The 25159-nt window shown below is 69.3% G+C and carries 29 protein-coding genes; 8 read left to right on the forward strand and 21 right to left on the reverse strand.

Features of this window, described 5'->3' with window-relative positions:
* Positions 1-104 precede the first annotated feature (104 nt).
* On the forward strand, positions 105-731 hold the full coding sequence (locus Q8K49_RS11865) for a hypothetical protein (RefSeq protein ID WP_305306284.1): 627 nt from the start codon (positions 105-107) through the stop codon (positions 729-731).
* 40 nt (positions 732-771) lie between these two features.
* A complete protein-coding gene (locus Q8K49_RS11870; RefSeq protein WP_305306285.1) occupies positions 772-1920 on the forward strand; it encodes a cupin domain-containing protein in 1149 nt (382 codons plus the stop codon).
* Positions 1921-2039: 119 nt separating this feature from the next.
* Here Q8K49_RS11870 and Q8K49_RS11875 read toward each other — a convergent pair whose 3' ends face one another.
* On the reverse strand, positions 2040-2675 hold the full coding sequence (locus Q8K49_RS11875) for a DUF2799 domain-containing protein (protein WP_305306286.1): 636 nt from the start codon (positions 2673-2675) through the stop codon (positions 2040-2042).
* A gap of 129 nt (positions 2676-2804) precedes the next feature.
* Between Q8K49_RS11875 and Q8K49_RS11880 the strand changes: the two genes are divergently transcribed.
* Positions 2805-3830 (forward strand): RluA family pseudouridine synthase, encoded by a 1026-nt coding sequence (locus Q8K49_RS11880; RefSeq protein ID WP_370867776.1) that lies wholly within the window; start codon positions 2805-2807, stop codon positions 3828-3830.
* Between the two features lie 217 nt (positions 3831-4047).
* A complete protein-coding gene (rpoH, locus tag Q8K49_RS11885; protein WP_305306287.1) occupies positions 4048-4935 on the forward strand; it encodes an RNA polymerase sigma factor RpoH in 888 nt (295 codons plus the stop codon).
* A 36-nt stretch (positions 4936-4971) separates the two neighbouring features.
* Here the strand turns inward: rpoH and kynU are convergent, their stop codons facing one another.
* Complete coding sequence (gene kynU / locus Q8K49_RS11890; protein ID WP_305306288.1) at positions 4972-6204, reverse strand: kynureninase; 1233 nt, start codon at positions 6202-6204, stop codon at positions 4972-4974.
* 86 nt (positions 6205-6290) lie between these two features.
* Between kynU and Q8K49_RS11895 the strand changes: the two genes are divergently transcribed.
* Positions 6291-7211 carry a S9 family peptidase gene (locus tag Q8K49_RS11895; protein WP_305306289.1) on the forward strand — a complete coding sequence of 307 codons (921 nt, stop codon included), beginning with the start codon at positions 6291-6293 and terminating at the stop codon, positions 7209-7211.
* Positions 7212-7216: 5 nt separating this feature from the next.
* Here the strand turns inward: Q8K49_RS11895 and Q8K49_RS11900 are convergent, their stop codons facing one another.
* The 8 genes from Q8K49_RS11900 to Q8K49_RS11935 all read right to left on the reverse strand — a co-directional run bounded on the left by Q8K49_RS11900 (position 7217) and on the right by Q8K49_RS11935 (position 17250).
* A complete protein-coding gene (locus Q8K49_RS11900; RefSeq protein ID WP_305306290.1) occupies positions 7217-8023 on the reverse strand; it encodes a two-component system response regulator in 807 nt (268 codons plus the stop codon).
* A gap of 90 nt (positions 8024-8113) precedes the next feature.
* Positions 8114-9409 carry an adenylosuccinate synthase gene (locus tag Q8K49_RS11905; RefSeq protein ID WP_305306291.1) on the reverse strand — a complete coding sequence of 432 codons (1296 nt, stop codon included), beginning with the start codon at positions 9407-9409 and terminating at the stop codon, positions 8114-8116.
* 82 nt (positions 9410-9491) lie between these two features.
* Complete coding sequence (locus tag Q8K49_RS11910) at positions 9492-10643, reverse strand: phosphoserine transaminase (RefSeq protein ID WP_305306292.1); 1152 nt, start codon at positions 10641-10643, stop codon at positions 9492-9494.
* Complete coding sequence (locus Q8K49_RS11915) at positions 10643-11566, reverse strand: DnaJ C-terminal domain-containing protein (RefSeq protein ID WP_305306293.1); 924 nt, start codon at positions 11564-11566, stop codon at positions 10643-10645. Before Q8K49_RS11915 ends, Q8K49_RS11910 begins: the two co-directional genes overlap by 1 nt.
* A gap of 77 nt (positions 11567-11643) precedes the next feature.
* A complete protein-coding gene (locus Q8K49_RS11920) occupies positions 11644-15363 on the reverse strand; it encodes a glycoside hydrolase/phage tail family protein (RefSeq protein WP_305306294.1) in 3720 nt (1239 codons plus the stop codon).
* A gap of 2 nt (positions 15364-15365) precedes the next feature.
* Positions 15366-15818 (reverse strand): NlpC/P60 family protein, encoded by a 453-nt coding sequence (locus Q8K49_RS11925; protein ID WP_305306295.1) that lies wholly within the window; start codon positions 15816-15818, stop codon positions 15366-15368.
* Positions 15815-16468, reverse strand: coding sequence for a DUF2163 domain-containing protein (locus Q8K49_RS11930; protein WP_305306296.1), 654 nt, complete (start codon positions 16466-16468; stop codon positions 15815-15817). Before Q8K49_RS11930 ends, Q8K49_RS11925 begins: the two co-directional genes overlap by 4 nt.
* Positions 16469-16620: 152 nt before the next feature.
* Complete coding sequence (locus tag Q8K49_RS11935) at positions 16621-17250, reverse strand: DUF2460 domain-containing protein (RefSeq protein ID WP_305306297.1); 630 nt, start codon at positions 17248-17250, stop codon at positions 16621-16623.
* Positions 17251-17336: 86 nt separating this feature from the next.
* Here Q8K49_RS11935 and Q8K49_RS11940 point away from each other — a divergent pair, with 86 nt between their 5' ends.
* Complete coding sequence (locus tag Q8K49_RS11940; RefSeq protein WP_305306298.1) at positions 17337-17819, forward strand: DUF805 domain-containing protein; 483 nt, start codon at positions 17337-17339, stop codon at positions 17817-17819.
* Between the two features lie 13 nt (positions 17820-17832).
* Here the strand turns inward: Q8K49_RS11940 and Q8K49_RS11945 are convergent, their stop codons facing one another.
* The 8 genes from Q8K49_RS11945 to Q8K49_RS11980 all read right to left on the reverse strand — a co-directional run bounded on the left by Q8K49_RS11945 (position 17833) and on the right by Q8K49_RS11980 (position 21730).
* Positions 17833-18363 (reverse strand): phage tail tape measure protein, encoded by a 531-nt coding sequence (locus Q8K49_RS11945; RefSeq protein WP_305306299.1) that lies wholly within the window; start codon positions 18361-18363, stop codon positions 17833-17835.
* The gene (locus Q8K49_RS11950; RefSeq protein ID WP_305306300.1) at positions 18356-18529 is read right to left on the reverse strand and encodes a phage tail assembly chaperone; all 174 of its coding nucleotides are present in this window, start codon (positions 18527-18529) and stop codon (positions 18356-18358) included. Before Q8K49_RS11950 ends, Q8K49_RS11945 begins: the two co-directional genes overlap by 8 nt.
* Positions 18526-18822, reverse strand: coding sequence for a GTA-gp10 family protein (locus Q8K49_RS11955; RefSeq protein WP_305306301.1), 297 nt, complete (start codon positions 18820-18822; stop codon positions 18526-18528). The genes Q8K49_RS11950 and Q8K49_RS11955 overlap by 4 nt, the downstream gene beginning before the upstream one ends.
* The gene (locus tag Q8K49_RS11960; RefSeq protein WP_305306302.1) at positions 18822-19232 is read right to left on the reverse strand and encodes a phage major tail protein, TP901-1 family; all 411 of its coding nucleotides are present in this window, start codon (positions 19230-19232) and stop codon (positions 18822-18824) included. Before Q8K49_RS11960 ends, Q8K49_RS11955 begins: the two co-directional genes overlap by 1 nt.
* Before the next feature lie 127 nt (positions 19233-19359).
* Positions 19360-19773, reverse strand: coding sequence for a DUF3168 domain-containing protein (locus Q8K49_RS11965; protein ID WP_305306303.1), 414 nt, complete (start codon positions 19771-19773; stop codon positions 19360-19362).
* Positions 19770-20063, reverse strand: coding sequence for a head-tail adaptor protein (locus Q8K49_RS11970; protein ID WP_305306304.1), 294 nt, complete (start codon positions 20061-20063; stop codon positions 19770-19772). Before Q8K49_RS11970 ends, Q8K49_RS11965 begins: the two co-directional genes overlap by 4 nt.
* A gap of 8 nt (positions 20064-20071) precedes the next feature.
* Positions 20072-20338 carry a head-tail connector protein gene (locus tag Q8K49_RS11975; RefSeq protein ID WP_305306305.1) on the reverse strand — a complete coding sequence of 89 codons (267 nt, stop codon included), beginning with the start codon at positions 20336-20338 and terminating at the stop codon, positions 20072-20074.
* A 150-nt stretch (positions 20339-20488) separates the two neighbouring features.
* Entirely contained in the window at positions 20489-21730 is a 1242-nt protein-coding gene (locus Q8K49_RS11980; RefSeq protein WP_305306306.1) for a phage major capsid protein, read from the reverse strand.
* A 47-nt stretch (positions 21731-21777) separates the two neighbouring features.
* On the opposite strand from Q8K49_RS11980, the gene Q8K49_RS11985 reads away from it, so the two are divergent.
* Entirely contained in the window at positions 21778-22383 is a 606-nt protein-coding gene (locus Q8K49_RS11985; protein WP_305306307.1) for a hypothetical protein, read from the forward strand.
* The gene (locus Q8K49_RS11990) at positions 22380-23204 is read left to right on the forward strand and encodes a hypothetical protein (protein WP_305306308.1); all 825 of its coding nucleotides are present in this window, start codon (positions 22380-22382) and stop codon (positions 23202-23204) included. The genes Q8K49_RS11985 and Q8K49_RS11990 overlap by 4 nt, the downstream gene beginning before the upstream one ends.
* 105 nt (positions 23205-23309) lie before the next feature.
* Here the strand turns inward: Q8K49_RS11990 and Q8K49_RS11995 are convergent, their stop codons facing one another.
* Genes Q8K49_RS11995 through Q8K49_RS12005 form a run of 3 tightly spaced genes read right to left on the reverse strand, consistent with a single transcriptional unit; the run spans position 23310 to position 25122 of the window.
* Positions 23310-23738, reverse strand: a complete 429-nt coding sequence (locus Q8K49_RS11995) for an HK97 family phage prohead protease (RefSeq protein ID WP_305306309.1) — start codon at positions 23736-23738, stop codon at positions 23310-23312.
* Positions 23735-23962: a hypothetical protein gene (locus Q8K49_RS12000; protein ID WP_305306310.1), complete on the reverse strand. Its 228-nt coding sequence runs from the start codon at positions 23960-23962 to the stop codon at positions 23735-23737. The genes Q8K49_RS11995 and Q8K49_RS12000 overlap by 4 nt, the downstream gene beginning before the upstream one ends.
* Entirely contained in the window at positions 23962-25122 is a 1161-nt protein-coding gene (locus Q8K49_RS12005) for a phage portal protein (protein WP_305306311.1), read from the reverse strand. The genes Q8K49_RS12000 and Q8K49_RS12005 overlap by 1 nt, the downstream gene beginning before the upstream one ends.
* Positions 25123-25159 lie beyond the last annotated feature (37 nt).

Consider the following 25159-nt stretch of genomic DNA (forward strand, 5'->3'; position numbering starts at 1 on the left):
GAAAGCCGGAGGCCCGGTTTTTCCCTTGACCTACCCGCGATATTTTGAGCGCGTGGGGCAAACAGTTCCAACTGGGGAAGCGCGGGTTCGAAGGGGGAGACGCAATGTCCGACAGAAAGCGACTGGATCGCCGTTCCTTCATGGCGCGGGTGGTCGGCGGCGCCGTGGTGGCTGGCGGCGCGATGGCGACCGTCACGGGCTGCGCCACAACCCCAGGCCACGGCTACACTGGCCGCACCGACGCCGATAGCCATGACGCGGTCAACGCAGGCCGGGGAGGGACGTCGGATTCCGACCCGCAGGACGCCCTCGGTAAAGGCCGTGGCGCGGGGACGACTGACAGCGACCCTTCGGATCGGGTCAGTGAAGGCCGCAACACGGGCATCACGGATTCCGACAGCGGCGACGAGATCAACCAGGGTCGAGGGGCCCATCGACGCGGACGAGAGGGTCCGAGCGGCATCACGGATTCCGACGCCACCGACACCGCCGGTCAGGGACGCCGCGGCCGACGGACCGGTGTAACGGACGCCGACAGCACCGACAGGTCCGGCCACGGTCGAGGCGGCGGGACGGGCGCGACTGACTCCGACACCAGCGACGAATCCGGGGGCGGCCGAGGCGGGCGAAGCGGCGTAACGGATTCCGACACCACCGACAGCCCCGGCTCGGGCCGGAGCGGGACCGATTCCGACCCCGACGACCGGTCCAGCTCCGGCCGCCGCGGCTAGCAAGCTCCGACCGCGCGTGACGGACCCGACCGAAAATCGCTTGAACGAACCGCTGAACTGGCTGCTTGGCGAGGCGGCGGACGGCTTTCTGACCGGCGCCTACGAGCGCGACCCCGTCATCGTCCATCATGGCGCGCCGGACCGCTTCCGGGCCCTGTTGTCGATCGCGGCGGTGGATCGCAAGATCGCCGAACTGGATCTGCGCGAAGGCATGCTCAGCATTGCCGATTCGAGCCGGTCGGTGGAGCTGTCCGATTTTGTGTCTGATAACGGCGCGATCGACCGGGTTGCAGTCGCCCGCCTTTACCGCCGCGGCGCCACCGTGATCCTGAACCAGCTGCATCAGTCCGATATCGCCCTGGCCGCATTCTGCCGGGCGGTGGAACAGGTGTTCTCCTGCCACGTGCAGACCAACATCTACCTGACCCCACCCGGCTCACAGGGCTTCCACACCCACTATGACAACCACGACGTCTTCGTCCTGCAGATCGAAGGCGAAAAGACCTGGCGGCTCTACGACCGACCGGTCGCGTCGCCCTATCGCGGCGAACGGTTCGAGGCCGACAGGCACCCTGTCGGCGAACCCGTTCATGGTTTTGTCCTGAAAGCGGGCGATTGCGCCTATCTGCCTCGCGGCCTGATGCACGACGCCTCGGCGTCCGGCGATGCGGCTTCTCTCCACATCACGTGCGGCCTGCTGGTCCGCACTTGGGCGGATCTGATGCTGGAGGCGATATCGGAGGTCTGCGTCAACGATCCTGCCTTCCGCCGGGGTCTGCCGCCCGGCTTCGCCAACCGTGATTTTGATCGAACGATCACGCGCGATCGTTTTCGCGCTCTTGTCGCCGACCTCCCGGCGCAGGCCCGGCTCGATGGCGCGCTCGATCTGTTGACGGAACAATTCATTCGGTCGCGTGAACCGGATGTTCTGGGCGCCGTGGAAGGGGCGTCTCGCCCTCCGGGGGGCTGCTATCGGGCCCGTCCCTCGTTGTGGCGCCTGCTCGATGAAGATGGGGGTCTGCGCCTGATCGCTCCCGGCGGCGACCTGACCTTCAGCCGGGCGCCACGCGCGGTGATCGAACGCGCCCTGTCCGGGGATCCGTTCACGCGCGAAGACCTCGGCGAGGACCAGGCTGAAGAACTGATCCGCCGCCTGACCGTGACCGGCCTGATCGAGCCGATCGACTGACGGGGCGATCCGATCCGGCCTTCACAACGCCATCGTCCAGCGCCCGCCGACCAGAGATGGCGGCTGCTTCACCAGCGGCTGGGTCCTGACCGTTTACTCGAGCCTGATCCGCCGCAACCTCACCAGCCGCCATACTGGCTCTGGAACCGCCAGCGTACATCCCGGACGTCGCGCTCGGCATCGTCGATTGCGTCCTGGGCCCGATGCCAGTCGCGCTCGGTATCCGCCCGCTCGCGGCGGATTTCCTGGATGCGGTTGCGGATCACGTCGCGCTGTTCGTCGGTCAGCCCCTCTTCACGCGCCTCGGCCTGTTTGGCGGTGATCTTGTCGTCCAGCTCCTCCAGCCGGTCGCCGAGGGATTCCACCCGGCTCCGGGCGTTGGCCAGCGCGGTCACCACTTCGTGGACGATCTGACCGTCCCGATAGGCCGGCAGAAAGTCGGCCTCCAGATAGGACGGGCACACCCCGCCATAGCCCGACCCAGAGCGTCCCGCCTGGAACCCGCTTGTCGGCGTGCAGTATCGCACCAGCCCCTGCTCGCGCCCGGCGGAATAGGCCGAGGCGTCCGGCGTCACCCCGTGTTTCGCGCAGGCCTCGGAGTGTTCGCTCAACCGGCTCATGCTCAGGCCGGACGCGCCATCGGCATAGCCTTGGCCCGACCAGTCGCCGGCCATGCATTGTTCCGCGCTCATGGTGGCGCAACTGCCCAACGCCAGAACTGCGCAACCTGCGGCGGCCAAGACCAACAGTCTCAAGACAGTCATCCCATACAGCCCAGCTTGACAATGGCTTACCTTCACCTTGTTGCCAAGCTTGTGGCTTGCGTCCGCGCCGACCCGCCGTGCTAGATCGGCTGCCACCCGACCTGGGCGGCGGAGCCCCCCTTGTCCGACGAAACCCTGATCCAAGACTTCGAGACCGACGAGGACCTGCCACCGGTGCTGGAGGCGAGACTCCTGGCCGGCGGAGCCCGCCTCGACAAGGCGCTGTCCGACATCTTCCCGACCCTGTCCCGCGCCCGTCTCCAGGCCTTGCTGGCCGAGGGCGTGGTCACCCGCGACGGCCAACCTGTGTCGAGCGCCTCGGCCAAGGCCCTGCCCGGCCTCTACGCCGTGGCCTTGCCGGCTGTCATCTCCGCCATCCCCCAGCCCGAAGACATCCCTCTGACTGTCCTGTTCGAGGACGCCGACCTGATCGTCATCGAGAAGCCCGCCGGCATGGCCGTGCATCCGGCCCCCGGCAGCGAGACGGGTACTCTGGTCAACGCCCTGCTGCATCATTGCGCCGCTTCGCTGTCCGGCATCGGCGGCGTCGCCCGTCCCGGCATCGTCCACCGGCTCGACAAACACACCTCCGGCGTCATGGTCGCGGCCAAGTCCGACGCCGCCCACGCTGGTCTGTCGGCCCTGTTCGCCGCCCACGACATCGAGCGGACCTACATCGCCCTGGTCCGCGGTATGCCCATGCCCCGCGAGGGGCGCGTCACCTCAAACCTCGGCCGCTCGACCGGTGATCGCAAGAAGATGGCGGTGCTGAACAGCGGCGGCCGCGAGGCCGTCACCGACTATGTCGTCGAACAGGTCTATGGCGCCCCGACGCACAAGGGGGCCAAACCGGGCGCCCAGCCACAGGCCGCTCGCGTCGCCTGCACCCTGCACACGGGCCGTACACACCAGATCCGCGTGCACATGGCCTCGAAAGGCGCGCCCATTCTCGGCGATCCGGTCTACGGCTCCGGCAGCCCGACCAACGCCGTCCGCGCCGCCATCGCCGCGGCCGGCCTGACCCGACAGGCGCTTCACGCCGCGGTTCTGGGGTTCATCCACCCGGTGACGGGCGAGGCCCTGCGCTTCGAGACTGCCCCGCCGGAAGACATGCGCCTGCTCGAACAGGGGCTGGCCGCCTTGTAAGAGGCGAGGTTAGTCTTGATTAAGGACGCACCCTCCGCTATACAGTCCGTCATTCGGTGCCGTGGCGCCGGGGCAACGGTCACGCTTTCGTGTGACCATCCGCCACTGACAAGTGCGGAAACCCGACCCTATTTCATCGGTTGAGGGGTGAGGCGACGGTGCACATTGGGTGGCCGCTTCCGAAGAACCCGCTCGTTTACACGGTCGGAGGGACCAAATGGCTGTAGCTAGATCACTCGCGGTGATGTCGCCTGAACAGGGGCTGTCGCGATACCTGACGGAAATCCGCAAGTTCCCCATGCTTGCGAAAGACGAAGAATTCATGCTCGCCAAGCGCTGGACCGAGCACCAGGACGCCGAGAGCGCCCACCGCCTCGTCACCTCCCACCTGCGCCTCGTGGCCAAGATCGCCATGGGCTATCGCGGCTACGGCCTGCCGATCGGTGAAGTGATTTCCGAAGGCAATGTCGGCCTGATGCAGGCCGTGAAGAAATTCGACCCGGACAAGGGCTTCCGCCTGGCCACCTACGCCATGTGGTGGATCCGCGCCTCGATCCAGGAATACATCCTGCGCAGCTGGTCGCTCGTGAAGATGGGCACCACAGCGGCGCAGAAGAAGCTGTTCTTCAACCTGCGTAAGGCGAAGAGTCAGATTTCGGCTTTCGAGGAAGGCGACCTGCGTCCGGAACACCTCGAGGCCATCGCCACCAAACTGGGCGTCTCCAAGGAGGAGGTCACCAACATGAACCGTCGCCTCGGCGGCGATTCCTCGCTGAACGCCCCGATCCGGTCGGACGGCGAAAGCGAGTGGCAGGACTGGCTGGCCGATGACACCGCAGTGTCGCAGGAAACCGCCCTGGCCGAGAGCGAGGAAAAATCGATCCGCATGGGCCTGCTCGAAGAAGCCATGCAGGAGCTGACCGACCGGGAGAAACACATCCTCACGGAACGCCGCCTGAAGGATGATCCGGTCACGCTCGAGGAACTCGCCGGCCAATACGGCGTGTCGCGCGAGCGTGTGCGCCAGATCGAGGTCCGCGCTTTCGAAAAGCTGCAGAAGGCGATGCGCGCCGCCGCCGAAGAGCGGAACCTGGTTGACGCCTGACCTCGCGCGCGGGCGGCCCAGCCGGGCCGCCCGCCTTCAGGTCACCGCCGCCCGCCTCTGAAACCGCTCTTCCCGCCAGCTAACGCTGTCGAGAATCTCGCCCAGCACCTCGACCGCATCCCAGACATCGACGTGCCGCACATACAGCGGCGCGAAGCCGAACCGGATCACGTCCGGACTGCGGAAATCGCCGATCACCCCGCGCGCGATCAGGTTCTGCATCACCGCCCACCCCTGCGGATGATTGAACGAGACCTGCCCGCCCCGCGCCGCCGCCCTGCGCGGACTGGCCAGCGCCAGACCCTGACCGGCGCATCGCGCCTCGACCCGTTCGATGAACAGATCGCCCAAAGCCCCGGCCCGGGCCCGCATCGCGGCCATATCCACGCCGTCGAACGCGTCCAGCGCGGCATTGAGCGCGGTCAGGCTCAGGATCGGCGGCGTCCCGCACAGCCAGCGGTCGATACCTGCGGCCGGCGCATAGTCGTCCACAAAATCGAACGGCCGCGCATGACCCATCCAGCCCGATAGCGGATTGCGCAGCGCGGCCTGATGTCGTTGCGCCACGAACAGATACGCCGGCGCCCCCGGACCGCCGTTCAGATATTTGTACCCGCAGCCGGCCGCCAGATCGGCCCCGTCGCGGTTCAGATCAACATCCAGCACCCCCGCGCTATGGCTCAGATCCCACAGGCTGAGGGCGCCCACGGCCCGGATCGCCGCGCTTGGTCCCGCCATGTCGCGCACTGCGCCGCTGCGATAGTGGACGTGGCTCAGCAGGACCACCGCCACCCGGTCATCCAGCGCCGCCTCAATCCCGCCCGGCGCGACCACTCTCAGCTCGACTTCCGGCATCATCCCAACCAGCCCCTGCAGGATGTACAGGTCCGTCGGAAAGTCCCCGCCCTCGGTCAACACCACCCGCCGCCCACTTTGGGCGCCCACAGCCGCAGCCGCCAGCTTGAACAGGTTCACGGACACCGAGTCCGCTGCCACCACCTCGCTCGGTTCCGCACCGATCAGGCGCGCGATCTTGCCCCCAACCTTCTGCGGCAGGCCGATCCAGCCGTGCTTGTTCCAGCTGGCGATGAGATCTTCGCCCCATTGCCGCCCGACCGCGTCGCTCACGGCATCGGCCGCCGCGACCGGCAAGGCGCCGAGAGAGTTGCCATCCAGATAGATCACGCCCTCGGGCAGGCAGAACCCTTCCCGCACGGCGCCCAGCGGATCGGCTGCGTCCCGGTCGAGACAGTCCTGTCGCGTAGTCATTCTTTCGGGCTCCGGTTGCCGGACGGCTCCTGCTCTCTACAGTGACCCGCCGCCCCGGTGAAACGGCGACTTTGACAGGACTTCCGATGCGTCTGATGACCGCCGCCCTGGCCGGCCTGCTGGCGTCGACCGCCTGCGCCCCGTCGCCGACGCTCATCGCCCCCGTCGAGACCCGCACGCCCATCACCTTCAGCCAACTTCTGGCCAGTCCCCGCGCCGCCGCTGATCAGCGCATCGCCTACGGCCCCGGCGCGCTCCAGTTCGGGGAGCTGTGGCTGCCGCGCGGGCGTGGCCGCCATCCCGTCATCGTCCTGATTCACGGGGGCTGCTGGCGCGCCGACCTGCCGGGCCTCGAGCTGATGGACTATATGGCCGCCGACCTGCGTGACCGGGGCTATGCCGTCTGGAACCTCGAATACCGCCGCATCGGCCACCCCGGCGGCGGCTATCCCGGCACCTTCCAGGACGTCGCGGCAGGCCTCGACCACCTCCGCGTCCTTGCCCCGCTGCACAGCCTGGACCTTCGCCGTGTCGCCGTCTCCGGCCACTCCGCCGGAGGGCATCTGGCGCTCTGGAGCGCGGCGCGCGACCGCCTGCCCCCGGAAAGCTCCTTGCGTTCGGGCGATCCCTTGCCGATCCGGGGCGTGGTGTCCCTGGCTGGCATCGCCGATCTCGACGCCTACCGCCGGACAGGTCCCGACGCCTGCGGCGGCCCCTCGACCATCGACGGCCTGGTCGGCGTCCAGCAACCGGGCGGACGCGACGTCTTCGCCGACACCTCCCCGCCCGTCTTGCTGCCGTTGGGGGATCGCCAGGTCGTGATTTCGGGCGCCCTGGATCCGATCGTCCCGCCCCGCTTCGGCCGGGACTACGCCGCCGCCGCCGCCGCCCGCGGCGATCCGGCTCAGTCTGTCGTCCTTGAGGGCGCAGGGCATTTCGAGGTCATCGACCCGACTTCGGTGGTCTGGCCCCGGATCACGGACGCCTTCGCCCGTCTGCTGCGCTAGCCGCGTCAGCCGGCGCGGGCGACCGGTTCGATCTGATGCATGGCGAGCAGGGTTCCAATCGGCGCCGCCAGCGTCGCCTTGGTCGGCGGTCCCGACGCCATCGACACCTCCAGCGCGCCCACGGCCACCGCGAGGCGGGAGTCCGACACCGTCATGGCCAGCGCCTTCAATGTCGCGGCCTGCTCCCGAACGGCGCGCACCGCCTGCATCGGATCGCTGTCGAACTGGTCCAGCGCGGCGGCCAGGATACGCATGGCCTGATCCTTGGCTGCGGCCTGGGCGGCGGCGCCGCTCGCCGGCCGATCAGCCTGGCGCTTGCCCGGACCGGAGAATTCGCCCGAGTTGAATCGGCGCCGGTCGGGGCCGACATAGCCGACCGCCTCGACCCAATCGCGGGGCTTCAGGGCCACGTTCTCGACCCGTTTGAACAGGTCAGCGCTGGTGAAGGGCTTGCGCAGGAATTCATGTATGCCTGAATCCCGTGCGCCCAGGATCGTGCGGGCGGTCGCGTCAGCCGTGATCATAATGATCGGCGCACGGCGGCAGTTCATGTCCGATCGCCGCAGCGCCCTCGCCAGGGACTCGCCGTCCAGTCCTTCGCCGGTACGCTCCGTGAAGACGATGCCGGGTTCCATCTCCGCCGCCGCCGTCAGGGCGCGCTTCTCATCCGGCTGGACCACGATGTCGCGTGCGCCCAACCCCTTCATGATGTCGGTCAGCAGTCGGGCGGCATGAGGGTTCGGATCGACGATCAGCACCCGCTTGACCACGGGCTCCAGCTTCGCCAGCACACGACGGTCAACTGCAAACAAGGTTCAAACCTCCACTCCCGAGATCGTGCTTAACCACGCCGGGTTAAGGCCCCTTGAACGCCGTGATTCCGCGGAGCGACCCCGCGGTACCTAACCCCGAAACGGGTCGTGCATCATGATGGTGTCGTCCCGCTCGGGACTGGTCGACAACAGGGCCACAGGCGCTCCAATCAACTCCTCAATGCGGCGGACGTATTTGACCGCATGGGCGTTCAGGTCGCGGAAGCTGCGCGCGCCCGCCGTGCTCTCGCTCCAGCCCTCCATTTCCTCGAACACCGGCTCGGCGGCGGCCTGCGCCTTCAGGCTCGACGGCAGATAGTCCAGCACCTGACCGTCGATGCGGTACCCGGTGCAGATTTTCAGTGTCTTCAGCCCGTCCAGCACGTCCAGCTTGGTCAGGGCGATCCCGTCGATGCCGTTGATCGCCACCGACTGCCGCACCAGCACCGCGTCGAACCAGCCGCAACGCCGCGCCCGGCCGGTATTGACCCCGACCTCGCGCCCCACGGTCGCCAGATGGGTCCCGACCTCGTCATTGAGCTCGCAGGCGAAGGGGCCTTCGCCCACGCGCGTGGTGTAGGCCTTGACGATCCCCAGCACGTATCCGACGCCGCGCGGCCCGATGCCCGAGCCCGCCGCCGCCTGTCCGGCCACAGTGTTGGAACTGGTCACATAGGGATAGGTGCCGTGGTCCACGTCCAGAAAGGCCCCTTGCGCGCCTTCGAACAGCACCCGCTTGCCGTCCCGCCGCGCCTGGTCCAACACCCGCCACGCCGGCTGAACATAGGGCAGGATCTTGGGTGCGATCTCCAGCAGTTGCCCCAGCAGCGCTTCCGGATCGATCGGCTCCAGCCCCAGCCCGGCCCGCAGCGGATCGTGGTGCGCCCGCAACCGGTCGATCTTGATCTTCAGGTCTTCAGCGCTGGCCAGATCGCAGACCCGGATCGCGCGCCGCCCCACCTTGTCCTCATAGGCCGGCCCGATGCCGCGCCCGGTCGTGCCGATCCGCGCGCCCGGCGCGTTGGCGGCGGCTTCCCGCGCCACGTCCAGCGCCGGATGGATGGGCAGGATCAAACAGGCATTGTCGGCCAGGATCAGCACTTCGGGGCTGATCCGGATGCCTTGGCCCTCGATCTTGTTGATCTCGCCGACCAGATGCCAGGGATCGACCACCACGCCGTTGCCGATGATCGAGGGCTTGCCCTGCACCACACCCGACGGCAGCAGCGCCAGCTTGTAGACCTTGCCGTCCACCACCAGCGTATGGCCGGCGTTGTGCCCGCCCTGGAACCGCACGACCATGTCGGCCCGGTTCGACAGCCAGTCGACGATCTTGCCCTTGCCCTCGTCGCCCCACTGGGCGCCGACCACCGCGACGTTCGCCAAGACTGTTCTCCGCTGTCCGGGATTTCGGAATGCGGCCGCAGCCTATAGCGGGGGAATCGGCGGGTGTCCCGCCGTCGGGCGATTATTCCGCCAACGCCGTCTCGAACGCCCAGTCCAGCCAGGGCGTCAGGGCCGCGATGTCCGCCGTCTCGACCGTGCAGCCGCACCAGATGCGCAGGCCGGCGGGCGCGTTGCGGTGACTCTCGATGTCGAAGGCGGCTCCCTCATCCTCGACGAGCGCCTTCATCCGCTGGACCAGCGCCTGCCGCGCCTCTTCGGCCATGGCCGTCACGCGCGGATCAACGATCTTCAGGCATACCGACGTCGTCGACCGCGTCGCCGGATCCCCGGCCAGATAGTCGATCCAGTCCGTCCGCCCGACCCAGGCGTCCAGCGCCGCCGCATTGGCTCGCGTCCGCGCGATAAGCGCCTCCAGCCCGCCAAGCGACAGCCCCCACTCCACGCCGTCGATCCAGTCCTCGATGGTCCAGACCGAGAAGGTGTTGATCATCGACCCCGACGCCAGGGTCCTGTCGAGACCCTTGGCGTCGCGCAGCCTCAGGACCTTGGGCACCGGCCACGGCGGCGCATATCGATCCAGCCGCTCGACCGCGCGCGGCGACAGGGCTGCCACGCCCAGTCCCGCCTCCCCGCCCAGCGCCTTCTGGAAGCTGAAGGTCACCACATCCAGCTTGGCCCACGGCAACGGCATGGCGAAGGCTGCTGAGGTCGCATCGCAGATCACCAAACCCTCGCGGTGGTCCGCGATGAAGTCCGCGTTCGGCGCGCACACGCCTGACGTCGTCCCGTTCCAGGGAAATACCAGGTCCTTCGCCGGATCGACCATCGAGGTGTCCGGCCAGTCGCCCCACGGCGCCGCGATCACCTCGGGGGCCAGTTTCAGATGCTCGACCGCATCGGTGGCCCACACCTTGCCGAAATTCTCGAACGCCAGCACCTGCACCGGCCGCTCGCCCAGCATTGACCACATGGCCGCCTCAACAGCCCCGGTGTCGGACCCGGGCACATAGACCAGCACCCAGCCCGCCGGGACCTGCAGCAGGTCCCGCGTCAGCCTCAGCCCGTGGGCGAACCGCTCCACCACCTCCGGCGCGCGAATGCCTCGGCCCAGCAGCTCATGTGGAATCGCCTGCGATGACCACCCGGGCCGTTTCGCCGTCGGCCCCGACGAGAACCAGGGCCGCTCCGGCTTGAGGTTCGGTCGGTTCGCCATCAGTCGCGGAAGGGCCGCATCGGACCCTTGTCACGCACTCCCTGCGCCAGCTTTGTCAGGGCGTCATTGTCCTCGGGCAGGGTGATCATCAGCCTGGCCAAGAGGTCGCCGCGTTTGCCGTCCGCAAAGGCGCCCCGGCCTTTCAGCCTCAGCACCTTGCCCGAGCTGGAACCGGCGGGAATAGTCATGCTGACCGTGCCCTCGGGCGTCCGCACCGGGATCTTGCCGCCCAGCACCGCGTCGTACAAGGCCACCGGCTGATCCATCGTGAGGTCCGCCCCGTCGCGGGTGAAGACCGGATGTTTGGCGACCTTCAACTCGATCAAGGCGTCGCCCGCGGGGCCGCCCCGCCCCGGCGCGCCTTGGCCCTTCAGCCGTATCGTCTGCCCGTCGGCCGCCCCCTTCGGGATCGCCACGTCCAGCATCCGCCCGTCCGAGAACTGGATCCGCCGGGTGGTGCCAGAGATCGAATCCTCCAGGCTGATTTCAAGCGTCGCCTTGACGTCCTGACCCTTCGGCGCGTACCCGCCGGCCCGCGCGCCGCCCGATCGCGCGGCGCCGCCGAACATGCCGCCGAATATTTCGTCCAGGTCAATGTTCTCGAAGCCCTGCTGCCGCGCACCGCCCTGGCCGAACGGGTTTCCACCCGGACCCCCTCGCGCTCCCCCCGCCCCGCCGCCGAAGCCGCGGAACTGCTCGCGCCCGTCCGCATCGATCTCGCCCCGATCGAACTTCGTCCGCTTGTCCTTGTCGCCCAGCAGGTCGAAGGCGGCCGTGATCCGCTTGAATCGCTCGTCGGCGATCGTGTTGCCGGGGTTCTTGTCGGGATGCAGTTCCTTGGCGAGCTTGCGGAACGCCTTCTTGATTTCGTCCGCGCTCGCGCCCCTCGAAACGCCCAGTTCCTTATAGGGATCGCCCGCCACGTCGAATGCCGCTCCATCGAAAGCCAGCTTCGTCAGTTAGGGCATCGCGCGCGCCGCGCAAAGGGAGGTGGGCTAAATCAATGCTTCAGCGCGACGAACGCCTCCCTCCCCCAGCCATATCCATCGCGCCACTGAGCGATGGCCGCGCGCGATTCCGCGTCCGGCGCGTCGGGAAAATCCACGCTCAGATCGGCCGCTGCATAGGTCGTGGCAGTCCCCTCGACCTCGAACAATCGCTTCTCGGACGCACCGTCCAACATCCGCACCCGGAATCTCGACGACCCGGACCCGGCCGCTTCGCCGTCCCACCGGTCGCCATCGACCCGTGCCCGCGCGATCCAGCTCAGGTCGATGCCGCCGTCCGTCCGCGCCACCGCCTTCAGGTGCACCGGCGACCATGGCCGCTCATGCACGCCCAAAGCAGTGAACGCGACCTCGCTCACCCCCGCACCTCCGGCCGGTCCGCCCGCCGGCCCCGCCCGCCAGATCAGCGGCAGACCTCGCTCCGCGCGCGACGACTCCGCCCGTGCAGGAGCCTGATCGAGGAGCACGACGATCGCCCCGCTCGGCGCGCCGACTGCCTCTGTCCCCTGCTGCCCACGCAGCAAGCCACTCAGCCGCCAGACCCCGTCCCCCACCAGGGTCGCCGACCGGAACTGCACCAGCTCCCAGCCTCCTCCAGTCTCGATCGCCACCGCATTGCCGCCCGCGAACACGGCGGTTTCCGAGCGGCTCTCCGGCGCCCGCCCCTCGACCCGGACCAGCAAGGTGTTGGCCTCGTCCCAGCGATGCCGCACCCCGGTCGCCAGAGCCTCGACCAGCACCCCCACCGTCGCCGGCTGCGCCACATCGCCTCTTGCCGTCAGGGATCGGGCGTCCGCCCCGGCGAACACGCGCATCGGCCGCCAGGGGTCCGCCGCCACAACCGCGATCGGCCGCCCGTCGTCCTCGCTCCCGATCAGCGGCGGCAGTTCAATCATCCGCAAGAACGGCGCGCCGGATACACCCGACGCCTCGCCCGCCGTCGGCCGCCCGTCATCCTCCCCGACGCGGACCGTCGAGACCGACTCCAGCACCGCGGACGGCGTCTCGTCCATGTCCAGACGCATCACCCGCCAGCCGCCGCTCCGGCCTTCGACTGTCACCGTGTCGCCCGGCTCCAGCGCCAGCGCCTCCACCGGCCCCAGCATCGCCGTCAGCCGATCGGCCCCTCCGGCCTCCAGCGCCCGCTCCGCCGCCGCCCGCGCCAGGGCCCCGGAACAGACCGCGGGCAGGTCCAGATCGACCCCGCCGCCCTCGCTCGCGGAACGCACCACCACCGACCCGGTCTGATACTCCGCCTCTCCGTCGATATAGCGCACCCGCACCGCGCCCGGTCTCAGCTCCAGCACCCGCTCCGCCTTCAGACTCGCACCCTCGTCCGGCAGCGCCAGCGCGCCAGGCGTCAGCGTCGCGGACGCTGCCTCGTTCCCGACCACCGCCACCCGGCCGCCCCGCTCCGCCGCGACAAGGCCCAGACCGGCCAGCAAGGGCTCCAGCGCATCCCGCGTCCGCATCGGTCGGTCGATGACATAGCCCTGCACTTCGCCGGCGGAGCCCCCGATCGCGAACTCGTCCTCGGCCAGCCCGCCGCGCCTCAGCACCGCCGCGATCAGGTCGCGCGTCTCTCCCGCCAGCCGCCCGTTCAGCCAGTGCCCGGTCCGCCATCCACCCGCGTCGGCCCACACATCCTCGCGCGCCGGAAACGACGGCCAAGGCCGCGCGTCCCAGCACCAGGCGTCCGCCGCCTCGACCATCGGACCGCCATAGACCGCCGAGACCGGGTTGTTGCCGGCCTCCGAAAAATGCCCCAACACCGCCTCAAGCGCCCGCCGCTGCATCCGGTCGTCCCGCGCGCCCGTCGAGAACGGCGGCAGGGCGTTCTCCGCGCTCTTTGGATCCTGAAACAGGTTCGGCGCATTGCCGCCCCGGTCCACCGCCGCACAGCCGAACTCCGTCAGCCGGATCGGCTTCATCCCCGCGACCCAGTCGGTCGACGCTGCGTTCCTCAACCCGCCGGACCGGTCATGGTGAGCATTCGACCACCAGCCCTTCAGGTCCTTGACGCGGAACACCCAGTCCTCGTCGTGCGCAGCATCGGCGATCGGGGTCCGTGTCTGCGCCGCTCGATCCACATCGGATGCGTAGAACCAGTCGTACCCCTCGCCGCCCGCGACCTGCCCCGCCAGATATTCCGCATCGTCCGGCCCGGCGAAGATCTCGCCGTCCACGCCCCCGTCGCCCGCCCGCCAGTCACCCAGCGGCGGGTACCAGTCGACCCCGACGTAGTCGATCGCCGCATCCGCCCACAGCGGATCGAGATGAAACAGAACCTCTCCGCCGTCCCGCACTCCCGCATACTCCGACCAATCGGCCGCATAGCTGATCGCCACGTCCGGCCCGACCACCGCCCGACATTCCGCCGCCAGCGTCCGCAACTGCGCCACCGCCGGAAACCCGCCACCCGCATCGCGCGTCGTCGTCAGCCCCCGCATCTCCGAGCCGATCAACAGCCCGTCCACCCCCGTCTCCGCCGCCAGCGCCGCATAGTGCAGCGCCAGCCGCCGCAGACCCCATCCCCCCGCCGTCCCGAACATCGCTGCGATGTCCGCAGCCGCACCACCGCCATCCTCGCCCTTCACCCGCCCGCGCCACGGATAGGCCGCCTGCTCCACCCCTCCATACGGGTCAGGCAAGCCATTCCCCTCAGGCACATCCATCAGCACGAACGGATACAGCGTGACCTCCAGCCCCCGCGCCTTCAGCGCAGCCACTGCCTGCCGCACGCTCTCGTCCGACGGCGTCCCGCCATAGGCCGGTCCGCCGTCGCTCTGCGAGATCAGATGCGCCGCTCCTCGCCCCAGCCCTGCGACCGACCAGGTCAGCGGCTCCGTCGCCTTGTCCGCCCGCTCGACCCCCGGCCGGATCGTGCAGTGTCCGGCCCGCAGGTCGTCGCCGAACCATCCGACCACAAGGCTGACCCGTTTCAGGTTCGGGCATTGCGCCTGCAACTGGTCCAGCGACGCCGTCAGATCAGGCCGCCCGTCGCCCGTATGCAAATTCTCCGCCGTCGTCCGGGTCAGCCCGTCGCGCCGCACCACCGCCTCGGTCGCCAGCACGAACTCCCCGGCCCCGGGGATCAAACACACCCCCTCCAGCAAGTCTTCCAGCCGTGGCGTTTCTCCCCGCGCCCGTCTGAACACCTCAAAGGCCAGTTGCGGCGGCCGGTTGCCGTACGGTCCCAGCGGCAGGTCCTCGAACACCACATAGGCCGTGCCGCGATACGCGGGCGCCGCCCCCTCCACCGCCTCGATCAACGGATCAGGCGTCTGATCCGGCCCGCCGTGATGCACCCGCATCGTCACGCCCGACAGGCCCATCGGCCGGCCGTCGGCCCAGACCCGCCCGATCCCGTCGATCTCGCCCTCGCACAGGGCCACGGCGAAGCTCAGCGAATAGTCATACTCTACCGTTCGCGGCCCGCCCTTGCCGCCGGACGAGGTCTTGCGCCCCTCCAGGAACCGCGCGGCCCAGATAACCTGACCCGTCACCCGCGCCCGCCCGAACACGCAGGCCATCGGCGCGCCCTCGGCCGTCCCCTGCACCTTCAGCGTCTCCAGCCTCGGCCCTCGCTGCCGCGCCGGCTCCAGACCGGAGATCGCCCGCTGGTCGATCGTCCGCCCGAGGGTCGCGCCGATCACGGCCCCGATCGGACCGCCGATCGCCTGGCCCACGCCGCCCAAAATCATCTGCGCCATGATCAGGCCTCTCCGGATTGTTCAACGCCGGGCCAGCGGAAGGCCGCGATCAGCCGCCGGCGCCACCACAACCCCATCCAGCTCTCCACCACCGTCCGCCCCCAGTAGGCATGGATCATCCGCGGCTCCGCGCCGGTCATGTCGCTCAGGATCGCGCAGTGTTTGGCCGGACATCCCGGCGCCATGCGAAACAGCACGACATCGCCGCCTGCCGCAGCCTCGACCGGTATCTCGGTCAGCCAGCGCCGGGCCCCCTCCAGCAGGGTTTCCTCGCCCCCGACCTCGGCCCAGTCCGGCCGATAGGGCGGCGGCGCCTCGGGCTCCGCGCCGACCAGTTGGCGCCATACCCCGCGGATCAGGCCCAGGCAGTCCGCCCCTTCGCCCCGCACGCTGGCCTGATGCCGATACGGCGTCCCCAGCCAGCCGCGGGCAGCTTCGACAACCGCCGCTCTCATCGCCGGCTCCCGCCGTCATGACGCCCGCCCTCGACCGGCGCGGCGGTCAGGAAGTCGTCGCCCGGAATGTCAGGAAAGCCCTGGAAATTGACGCTGTTGGCAAACGTCCCGACGCAGGTCGTCCATCGCTTGTCACAGGCCGCGCCCGGAAACGCCTCAAGGTTGACGCCGCAGCGCCCGTCCCCCAGCACCGCATCGCAGTCGCGGCCATAGGTCCGGCCGACCACCCGCTCCAGCTTCGCCAGCGGCCCTTCCAGCTCGGCGCTGAACCCTGCCCCCTCGCGCCGGATACGGGCCAGCGTCGCCGACCACAGCCGCACCCTCAGATCCGGCCGGTCCCAGTCCACCCGCCACAGCGCCACCGACGCCCCGTCGTAGAGGCCTACCCCGATGTCCGCCTCGGTGATCGCCGCATCGTCCAGCCCGCCCGCGACCGCCGTCGCTCCGGCGACGAGCCCAACAGCGCTGTCCGCCGCCCCCGCGGTCCAGCCGCTCGCCGCCCGGCACGTCACGCCTTCGACCACTAGGTCCCGGTCATGGTCGGTGAATCCCAGTTCCGTCCCATCCGCCCGTCGCAACACCCAGGCATGACACAGCCTCGCCGCTCCGCTCTCGATGCGGGCGGCCAGTTCGGTGGGTATGGTTCTCATGTCGTCCCCCAAAAGTGGCGAGTGGCGAGTGATGAGCGGCGAGGAAAGCGCGGCGGGGCGTCCCGAGGGCGGGTCAGCTCCGAGGGTTCAGACGGCGACGGTGCTCGGGCAAACTCGCCACTCGCCACGCGCCACTCGCCACTCGCCACTTCTCAAACCCGCACCTCGATCAGCGGCACGGCCGCCATCCGACCGGCGTCGAAACTCTCCAGCGTCACCTCGATCCGGTCGGCGTCGAACCGCACCGGCGTGTCGAACTCGAAGCCCGCCGTCACCACAGCGCCCGCGCCGGGCGGCGCATTCAACGTCGCCAGCCCCGTCGCCGCATCGACCGCAAACCCTGCCGCCGCCAGTTCGACCCCGTCGATCGCAACCCGGACCGTCCCCTCAACCGGCTTGGCGATCCGTCGCTCCACTGCGTCCTCCCCGTCGCCATAGCGCTTGACCAGTTGGAACACCGTCCGCGTCCCATCGCCCTCGCCCAGCGCCTGATCCAGCGGCCCGACCACCGTCCCCGGCGCGCAGGACTTGCAGTCCGCGAAGTCCCTGAACCGAAAGCCGTACAGCCGACCGCGCCGCGCCTCGAAGAAGCCCGTCAGCGCGGCCATGTCGTCCAGCGACCGCAGATTGGCCCCGATCAGATAGCGTCGCCGCCCTTGGGCCCACGGCGTCGATCGCCGCTCGAACCCTGACCCCAGCGTCACGATCTCGGTCCGTCGCTCCACCCCGCCGGTCGATCCGAACGCCAGCCGCGCGGGCAGCCTCACTTCGTGAAAGCTCATAATGTCTGTTTCCCTTGTCAGGCGATCAGCGTTCGGCCACGCTGGCGTATCGGCGCGATGCCGGATCAGCAGCGGGGGACGCTCAGATGACCGACCAGATTTCGAGTTCGAGTTCCGGTTTCGATTTCCAGAAGGCCATGCTCAGTTTTGACGGTCGGCTCCGCCGGTCGCACTTCTGGATCGCGTGGGTGATTCTGTTCGCAATTGGTCTCGTGATGGGGATGATCCCGGTGATCAACCTGCTCGGGATCGTACTGCTCTGGCCGCACCTGGCCATCGGTGTGAAGCGGCTGCACGACATGGGCAAGCCGGGCTGGCTGATCGCAATTCCCTATGTGGCCGCCTTCGCCGCATGGATCGGCGCGTTTGTCATGGTGGGCGCTGGCGCCATCATGAACGCGGCGGCGCTGGACGCCGAAGATCCGGCCGCCTTCCTGGCGACCTTCGGTCCCGCGGTTGGAATCCTGGGGGCCAGCTGCCTGCTCAGCCTCGTCTTCTGGCTCTGGATGGGCTTGGCCGACAGCCAGCCCGGCTCCAACTCGCACGGCCAGAACCCGAAGGCACTCTGACCCAAATCTTCGCCTAGAGCCGGCGCGCGCCAAGCGATACGGCGCGCGCCAGCATCTGGGCGATCTGCGCCTCTGAGCGCAGCAGCGCCGGCGCCCCGCCGTCCACTCGCACATTGACCGTGACGCCCCCGCCGCCCGTCGGCTCGATCATGCCCGCCCCCGTCGGCCTGAACACCTCCGGCCCACGCTCGCCGACCAGATAGGCGCCGCCGCCCAGCACAGCGCCGCCGTCGGCGCGCGAGCCAGCGAACACCGTCTGCACCGCCTGGGCGATCGCCTCGCCCAGCCCGCCCCCGCCGCCCGATCCCGACGCCGCATTCACCGCCGCCAGCACCGCCCGCGCCAGTTCGGCCAGGCTGATCTCCCCGTCCGCCGCCGCCCGCGCCATCGACCGGACCAGCCCTTCGCCGGCCCTGCCGAAGGCGTCCTCGATGGACGCCGCCGCCCGCTCCGCCGGCTCTCGCAACGCTTCCAACGCCGCCGCCGCCTCAGCCGCCTTGCGCGGCACGCCGTCCAGCCCCGTTGGTTCAGATCTGTCACTCATCCGGCCATGCCTCCGTCATTCGCATCAGGTCTTCGCGCGCCATCGGCGCCGCGCCGCCCGGCCGTTCGGTCATCATCCGCCACTCCCGCAGCGACAGCCGCCAGAATCCTTCCGGACCCACGCCCAGCCGCGTCGCGGTCCGCAGCATCTCGCCCCAGGGCGTCACCCCGCCGCCGCCGCAAATGCCTTGGCCACCGCCTCCGCCGCCTCACGCGGCTCGACTCCCGCCAGGTCCAGCTCATCGGCCAGCGCTGGCTCGCCCCCGCCCCTCAGCAAGGCCGCCAGCACGCCCGTCAGATCCCGCGCCGACAGCGCCCGCATCCGTTCCGCCAGACCGGAAAGCCCGTCCAACCCCAGCCCCGTCTCGATCTCCGCCAGCGCCCCCAGCGTCAGGCACAGCCGCCGCTCCGCGCCCGCCAGTACAGCGACCACCTCGCCGCGCGCGCCGTTGGTCGCCATCACAGAGCCTCGAACGAGATTTCACCCGCGCTCGCCAGGCTGATCGCGAACGTCGCCTCCCCCTCATGCTCGCCGGCGTATTCCAGCGCCGCCACCAGAAACGGTCCCTCCAGCACGCCGAAGTCCGGCACGATCAACCGCCATGCCCGCGCCGACTGGGAGAAAAAGGCCTCGCGGATCAAGCCGTCCGAGGCCGCGTCGCGGAATATCCCCTGCCCGGCCACCGCCGCCGACTTCACCCCCGCCCCGCCCAGCAGTTCGCGCCACCGCCCCGCGCTGTCGCCGTCGGTCGCATCGACCGTCCGCGCGTTCAGCGAGATGGTTCGCGCTCGCAACCCCGCTACTGTGGTGAACACGCCCGGCGCGCCCTCGATCTTCAGCAGTATGTCCTTGCCGCGTTGTGCGCTCATGTCCGTCTCCTTGAGTGATCAGTGGCGAGTGGCGGGTGGCGAGTGACGGAGCCCAGGCCAACGGCGGGTCATCGACCTGTCGCCGACGAAGCGCGGTGGGTCGGGCCGAACGCGCCCTCGCCACCCGTCACTCGCCACTCTCTTCCGTGACGGCGCGCACCCGCAGCACCGCAAATGTCCGCGCCCCGTCGGCGCTCGGGAATACGTCGGCGAACGAGACCCTCAGGCTCACCGCCCGCACCCCGTCGGCCTCCAGCGCGGTATCGTTCAGCGCCAGGCGCACCGCCGCCAGCACCGCCTTGGCCTCCTCGGACCCGCGAAACCGCGACACAACCGTCAGAGTCAGCGCCTGCTCGACCCCGCCCCCGTCCGCGCCCAGGGGCCGGCTTTCGGACCGCCCGATCAGCAGGTGCGGAAACGCCGCCTCAACGGGCGCTGAATCCCAAATTCGCGCCGGCTCGCCCAGCAGCGCCCGCACCGCCGCATCCGCCTTCAGATGCGCGATCAACGCCTTCTGCAGCGCCAGTTCATGCCCGCTCATCGGGTCCGCTCCAGATTCAGTATCGCCCGCCCGCCGACCGTCTCGCCCGAGACGATCCGCCAGTCGCCGCCGCCGAACCGCAGCACCCGCCCGGCCGTCAGCCGCGCGTCCGACCGCGCCTCCGCCGTCACCGTCTCGACCGCCCGCACCCCGCCGACCTCTGACTTCTCACGCCGCCGCCGCGCTCCCAGCCTCAGCCAGGCCGATCCCAACGGCTCCCAGCTCACCGCTTGTCCGCCATAGGGCGTCTCGCTCTCGACGCCGCTGAACAGCCCGGCCATCACCCGCATGGCGCCGCTCACAGCCGCACCACCCGATACGGCGCGATCCAGCCCTCGACCGGCGCGACCGACATCTCCCGATCGCCCCGCTCATAGGCCCTGAGCGCCAGCATCAGGATCGCCAGCCGCAACGGCGCCGGCGAGGTCGAGGTCAGCGTCAGTCCGACATCCCCCTCGACCCGCGCCCGGGCCGCATCGATCAGTGTCTGGATCAGCCCGTCCTCGGCGTCGTGCTCGACGCGCAGGAACAGCTTCGCTTCCGCCAGCGAGACGGGTGCGGTCATGGGAAACCTCGCTTTGCTCGTAGTGGCGAGTGGCGGGTGGCAAGTGGCGGGTGATCGCCGGGCCAATCCTCTTCCGTCGCCGTTTCACATCAAAGTCAGCGGCGAGCGGCTCCACTCGCCACTCGCCACTAACCACTCGCCACCGCGCGACTACGTCGCGCTGAACTTCATCACCTTGATCGCATCAAAGTTCTGCACCCCGCCGCCGACCCGCTTGGTCGTGTAGAACAGCACATAGGGCTTGGCGGAATACGGATCCCTCAGCACCCGCACCCCCGCGCGATCCACGATCAGATAGCCCCGCTGGAAGTCCCCAAAGGCGATGGCCGCGCTGTTGGCCGCGATGTCCGGCATGGTCTCGATCTCGGTCACGCGATAGCCCAGCAGGCTGGCCGTCTCGCCCGCCCGCGTCGCCGGCTGCCAGATGTAGTTGCCGTCGGCGTCCTTGAACTTGCGCACCGCCGAGACCGTCCTGCGGTTCATCACGAACCGCCCGTTCGGCCGGAACTGAGCTTTCGGCGCATAGACCAGATCGATCAGCCGGTCGGTCGGACCGGTCGCCGAAAACGCCCCCGCCGCGCCCGAGGCGACATGGCCGATCTCGCCCCAGACGGCGCTCGCGTCCGCCACGATCGGATAGCTCAGAAAGCCCCTGGGCTTGTTGACCCCGTCGCCCGTCACGAACGCCGCCGTCTCCTGCGCCGCAAAGGCGTCCTCGACCTCGGCCGCCAGCCATTCGTCCAGGTCGATCAGGGCGTCGTCCAGCAACGACTGGGTCGCCGCGGGATTGGCGTACAGATCGGCGGACGGGAATTCCAGCAGCGCCAGGGTCGCCGGGTCCGTCTCAGGCCGCGCCGCCGTCTCGGCCACCCAGCCCGAGGCCACGCCCGCCGTCGACACCGGCTTCCTGAACACGCCCGCGCCGACGGTCCGCACGGTAGCGATCTCGCGCATCGGCGACCCCGCCATCAGCCGCCGCTCGATGGCCCTTTCGGTCTGCTCCGGCACCACATAGCCCGCCGAATTCGACGCCGTGCTCAGCCCCGCCTTCAGCTCCAGCCCGAACGACTGGCCGGTCTTGAGGTAGCCGTCAAAGGCGCTCTTCTCCTCCCCCTTCATGGGGGAGGTGGCGGCGAAGCCGACGGAGGGGGCCTGCCCCAGCTCCGGCCGCCTCCCCTCGCTCACCACCCGGTCCAGCCGCGCCTGCGCAGCTCCGACCGCCTGGTCGATCCGCGCCACCTTCTCCTCCAGCAGCGCATCCGCCGAGCTCTTGCGCTCGATCTCGTCCAGCCGGGCGTCATTGGCCCCTTTGAACGCCTCGAACGCCGCCATCATTTCATGCATGGCGGCGCGCGCCTCGGGGGTGCCCGAGGCGGTTTTGGTCTCTTTCATGGTATCTCCGGTTTTCAGGAACCGCGGATCGCGGTTAGGGTGCGGGCGTGGGAAATTTCGCCCGAAAGATCATCGACGCCGTCCAGCACTCGATGCTGGGCTCGCTTCTCATGCGTCTGGTCTGGCCGTGTGGCGGGTTGATCTGGCTCGTGTTCGACAACTTGGCTCCCAATGGCCTCGACTACAGCTTCGAAGGACCCGTCCTCGTGCTGCTTCTCAGCAGCGTGTTCCTGATCTGGCTGCTCGGGACCTTTGCCAATCGTCGCCCTCGTTCGGCGCTGTCCCTGGAACGGGTTCAGGATGAACCGGCGAACGGATTCGACGCCTGGTTCGAACTCCCTGCGGGCGGTCTCAGGCCACCGCCGTTGACCCGGTGGATCGTGACGGCGATCGGAGAATCTCCGGAGCTTCGGCGGTCGTGGATCGGTTTCGGTTTGGCAATGGCGTCGCTGACCTTGGCGTTTGCCTTGGCCGTGTTTGACTCGGATTTCTGGGAGGGGATTCATCCCGCTCTAGGCGATCCGTCGGTTCGCCTGCTCCCCGCCCTGGCATTCGTCGCGATTTTCATCGGCACCGTGATTCGCAACTGGGCGTCTGACCAACGCAAGAGTCTGGAGCCGCAACCGGTGAACTCTTCTCAAGCTCGAACTTGAAGACCATCACGATATCCCGCTTCACCCGCCTCGAATCCGACATCCTCGACGCCCTCGCCTGGGACCTGCGCGACATCGCGCCCGATCTCGCCGGCCAGTTCGCAGAGTCCCTTCCTGGCGCCCGGCGCAACACCGGCTCGGGCCTGTTCACCGAACTGATCGTCGACCGCTCCCGGCCACCGCCCCTGACCGAGCCGACCGGTCGGTTCGGCACGGTCCACGCCATGGTCGGCGACCTGCCGGACCCCGTCGCCTTCCTGGTCGAGCTGCGCCAGGGCCGGCTGTTGGCGCTGCATGGCGACGCCTACGGTCAGGACACCTGCGCCCTCGACTTCGCCCGCGTCCCCTTCGATCAGGTCTTCACCCTCAATGACCAGGGCGATTCCGTCGCCTTCGACCCCGCCGCCCTGATGCAGCCCAGCCCCTTGCTGGACCTGCACCAGCATGCCGACCATCAGCCCCTGCCGCACCCGGTCGATCCGCCCCTGATCAACCTCGGCGCCCTGCAACGGGTCCAGGACGCGAAGCCCCAGGACCTGATGGGCGTCCTGTTCGGGACGGTCGAGCCTGCGGCCGGCGCGCGCCCTGTCGACGAGGCCTCGCCCAACAAGGCTGACCAGACCTCGCTCCTGATCGGCGTCTGGGTCGCCATCGCCGTCGGCGCGGTCGTTATGACCGTGATCTTCCGCCTGCCCTGGCCCTTCGCCATCTTCCTCGCCGTCATGCTGGGCCGGCTTGTGCGCAAGCCCAGGGTCCTGTCCGCCCTCGGCCGCGCGACCCGGCGCCTCGGCCAGTACGAATACCGCCCGCCCCAGCAGTGAAACCCTTGAGGTTGCCCGTGATCGGCGCCCACGAAACGGCGCAGTCTCCGCCACCATGGTCAAGCTTGGGATCGCGCCCATGCCCTGCGTCCGACCGGCTGAGGGTCAGGCGGTCCGAAACCGAGCCCCCGGCAACATCGGAAACGTCACCAGCGACACCTCCCACAACTCGACCTCGACCAGCACCCGCAACCGCCCATCACGCCGCGCGCGGCTGCTGCGGAATCCGATCGACAGCCCGTCCAGCGCGCCTGCCCTCGACAAGGCGGCGGCGAACCGAGCCTCGGCCGACCAGTCCATGATCCGTCCACGGACCAACAGTCCGCGCTCGTCCTCGACCATCTCGTCCCAGACCCCGACTGCCGCCCGGCCCTCGTGCTGGTGCAGCATCCGCACCCCCTTCGCGCCGGTTCGGCCGAGGCTGGCCGCGAAAGCCCCGCGGGCGACCACGTCCCCGTTCAGATCCGCCACGCCCCACAGCGAGGCATAGCCCTGGACGTCCAGACCGGCGACCGCCGCCACGGCCTCGGTCACCCCCAACCCTCCAGCCTCTCCTCGATCCGCCCCACGGCCGCCCGCGTCGCCACGCTCTGCTCCTCCAGCCGGGCCAGCCGTTCCGCCACCAGCCGCTGTTCCGTGACCCGCTCCTCCAGCGTGGCGATCCGCGCCGCCGCGCCTCCGGCCCACACCAGACCGCCGATCGTCTGCACCGTCAGCGCCGCGATCAGCGCTATGGGTATCTTGTTCAAACGTTCCATCAGTCTCCCACTCCCGCCATGCGTCGCCGCTCCTCGTCGGTCAGGAAGCTCGCCGCGTTCAGCCGCGCCCACAGCGCATCGCGCTCGGGCTGCAGCGCCGGCAGCGCTTCCAGATCCGCCTCGATCCGCGTCCCGGCGAACCGCCCGCCCAACCACACCGTCAGCGCCGCCGCCGTCTTGCGCACCAGCGGAACCACCGTCCCCCGCCAGAAGGCGGCGTTGGCCTCGCGATAGTTGGCGTAGGTCGCGTCCCCCGGGATCCCCAGCAACTGCGGCGGAACCCCGAAGGCGAGGGCGATCTCGCGCGCCGCCGCATGTTTCCCGGCGATGAAGTCCATATCCGCCGGCGTCCAGCTCATCGGCTTCCAGTCCAGCCCGCCCTCCAGGATCATCGGCCGCCCGGCGTTCATCGTCCCCGCGTGGCTCTCCTCGACCTGCCCCCGCAGCGCCTCGAACTGTTCGGCGGTCAGCCGCTCGCCGTCCTTCGCTCCATAGACCAGCGCCCCCGACGGCCGCGCCGCATTGTCCAGCAGCGCCTTGTTCCAGGCCCCCGAAGCGTTGTGCACGTCGATCGCGAAGGCCGCCGCTTCCAACGGCGAGAAGCCGTAGTGATCATCGGTCGGATGAAACAGCTTCAGCTGCATCACCGGCGACCAGCCGTCCGCCGCCCGCCCGATGCGGGTCGAGCGACCGTCCACGGAATACTCCCAGGCCTCGGGCCAACCGGCTCGTCCCGGAACGATTTTCACCCGGTCGGGCCGCAGCGTCCAAAGCTCTTCGGGCTCACCGTCTCCGACGGCCTCCGCATAGGCGTTCCCCGCCGTCTGCAGGGCGCCGTACAGCGTCTCCAGCCACTCCGCCCCCGACTGCTCCGGGTTGGGCCGCGCCAGCAGCGCCGCCAGCGGATGATCGTCCCGTCGCACGCCGTCGGCGAAAACCAGCAACGGCGTCGACGCCGCCGCCTCGGCGATCATCCGCACGCAGCGATAGGCCACAGCGTTCTTCGCAAATCCCTCCTCCGCCAGATGGGCGTAGTCCCGCGGCGTCCACCGCGCCCGCCCGCCGGACGTCAGCGCAATCAGCGGCCCGGCCCGGCTGTCCTTTGTCTCGGGCGCAGAAATGCGCCGCCGACCCTCAAAGGGCCGTCGCCAGTTCAGCATGGTAATCTCCGCAGTTGGACCAACACAGTCCGCTCAG

The sequence above is a fragment of the Brevundimonas sp. genome, assembly GCF_030682035.1.
Lineage (GTDB): Bacteria > Pseudomonadota > Alphaproteobacteria > Caulobacterales > Caulobacteraceae > Brevundimonas.

Coding starts and splice junctions, on each gene's coding strand:
- Q8K49_RS12000 (WP_305306310.1), bottom strand. CDS start 23,962: ATGGAACGTTTGAACAAGATACCCATAGCGCTGATCGCGGCGCTGACG.
- Q8K49_RS11940 (WP_305306298.1), top strand. CDS start 17,337: ATGACCGACCAGATTTCGAGTTCGAGTTCCGGTTTCGATTTCCAGAAG.
- Q8K49_RS11895 (WP_305306289.1), top strand. CDS start 6,291: ATGCGTCTGATGACCGCCGCCCTGGCCGGCCTGCTGGCGTCGACCGCC.
- Q8K49_RS11925 (WP_305306295.1), bottom strand. CDS start 15,818: ATGAGAGCGGCGGTTGTCGAAGCTGCCCGCGGCTGGCTGGGGACGCCG.
- Q8K49_RS11865 (WP_305306284.1), top strand. CDS start 105: ATGTCCGACAGAAAGCGACTGGATCGCCGTTCCTTCATGGCGCGGGTG.
- kynU (WP_305306288.1), bottom strand. CDS start 6,204: ATGACTACGCGACAGGACTGTCTCGACCGGGACGCAGCCGATCCGCTG.
- Q8K49_RS12005 (WP_305306311.1), bottom strand. CDS start 25,122: ATGCTGAACTGGCGACGGCCCTTTGAGGGTCGGCGGCGCATTTCTGCG.
- rpoH (WP_305306287.1), top strand. CDS start 4,048: ATGGCTGTAGCTAGATCACTCGCGGTGATGTCGCCTGAACAGGGGCTG.
- Q8K49_RS11935 (WP_305306297.1), bottom strand. CDS start 17,250: ATGAGCTTTCACGAAGTGAGGCTGCCCGCGCGGCTGGCGTTCGGATCG.
- Q8K49_RS11980 (WP_305306306.1), bottom strand. CDS start 21,730: ATGAAAGAGACCAAAACCGCCTCGGGCACCCCCGAGGCGCGCGCCGCC.
- Q8K49_RS11945 (WP_305306299.1), bottom strand. CDS start 18,363: ATGAGTGACAGATCTGAACCAACGGGGCTGGACGGCGTGCCGCGCAAG.
- Q8K49_RS11930 (WP_305306296.1), bottom strand. CDS start 16,468: ATGAGAACCATACCCACCGAACTGGCCGCCCGCATCGAGAGCGGAGCG.
- Q8K49_RS11970 (WP_305306304.1), bottom strand. CDS start 20,063: ATGCGGGTGATGGCCGGGCTGTTCAGCGGCGTCGAGAGCGAGACGCCC.
- Q8K49_RS11955 (WP_305306301.1), bottom strand. CDS start 18,822: ATGGCGACCAACGGCGCGCGCGGCGAGGTGGTCGCTGTACTGGCGGGC.
- Q8K49_RS11910 (WP_305306292.1), bottom strand. CDS start 10,643: ATGGCGAACCGACCGAACCTCAAGCCGGAGCGGCCCTGGTTCTCGTCG.
- Q8K49_RS11960 (WP_305306302.1), bottom strand. CDS start 19,232: ATGAGCGCACAACGCGGCAAGGACATACTGCTGAAGATCGAGGGCGCG.
- Q8K49_RS11920 (WP_305306294.1), bottom strand. CDS start 15,363: ATGGCGCAGATGATTTTGGGCGGCGTGGGCCAGGCGATCGGCGGTCCG.
- Q8K49_RS11965 (WP_305306303.1), bottom strand. CDS start 19,773: ATGAGCGGGCATGAACTGGCGCTGCAGAAGGCGTTGATCGCGCATCTG.
- Q8K49_RS11975 (WP_305306305.1), bottom strand. CDS start 20,338: ATGACCGCACCCGTCTCGCTGGCGGAAGCGAAGCTGTTCCTGCGCGTC.